General features: G+C 69.9%; 2 pseudogenes. Both read left to right on the top strand.

Annotated features, from left to right (window positions below):
- Positions 1-262: pseudogene (locus EOA79_RS32340) on the top strand (uroporphyrin-III methyltransferase); the annotation flags it as partial.
- A pseudogene (locus EOA79_RS32335) lies at positions 259-717 on the top strand (cobyrinic acid a,c-diamide synthase); the annotation flags it as partial. The pseudogenes EOA79_RS32340 and EOA79_RS32335, both read left to right, overlap by 4 nt.

Here is a 717-nt window from a genome sequence, read left to right as displayed (position 1 = left end):
CGCGCGCACCGGCCAGCCGGTCGTCATCTATATGGGCATGGCCAATCTGCCGGTGATAGCGGCAAAGCTGTTCAGCGGTGGCCTCGCGCCGTCGACGCCTGCCGCCGTGATCGTCGCAGCGACCACGCCGCAGGAGCGCATCGTTGTCGCCACGCTCGCCACAATCGCCGAGGAGGCCGCTGCCGCCGGGCTCGCCTCCCCGGCGCTGATCGTCGTCGGCGGTATCGTCGCCATGCGCGCGGCACTGGCGGGCGGGGCATGACGGCGCGCGCGATCATCATCGGCGCGCCGCGCTCCGGCTCGGGCAAGACCAGCGTCACCATAGGCCTGTTGCGCGCGCTTGCCCGGCGCGGGCTGAAGGTGCGCGGCGCGAAGTCCGGACCGGACTATATCGATCCCGGCTTCCATACCGCCGCCACCGGCCTCTCCGGCGTCAATCTCGACAGCTGGGCGATGCCGCCTTCCCTGCTCAACGCGCTGGCGAACCAGGCAGCGTGTGGTGCCGAGTACGTCATTCTCGAAAGCGCGATGGGCCTTTTCGACGGCATTCCCGCGCCGGAAGGCCGTTCGGGTTCGGCCGCCGATCTCGCCCGGCTCTATGGCCTGCCGGTGCTTCTGGTGCTCGACGTTTCCGGTCAGTCGACCACGGCCGCCGCCGTCGCCAAGGGTTTTGCCACCTACGATCCGGATGTGCGCATGGCCGGCGTCGTGCTCAAC

It is taken from the genome of Mesorhizobium sp. M1A.F.Ca.IN.020.03.2.1, from assembly GCF_004023205.1.
In the GTDB taxonomy this organism is placed as follows: domain Bacteria; phylum Pseudomonadota; class Alphaproteobacteria; order Rhizobiales; family Rhizobiaceae; genus Mesorhizobium.
The sequence above is the reverse complement of the archived record's forward strand: the minus strand, read 5'-3'. Positions and strand labels throughout refer to the sequence as shown.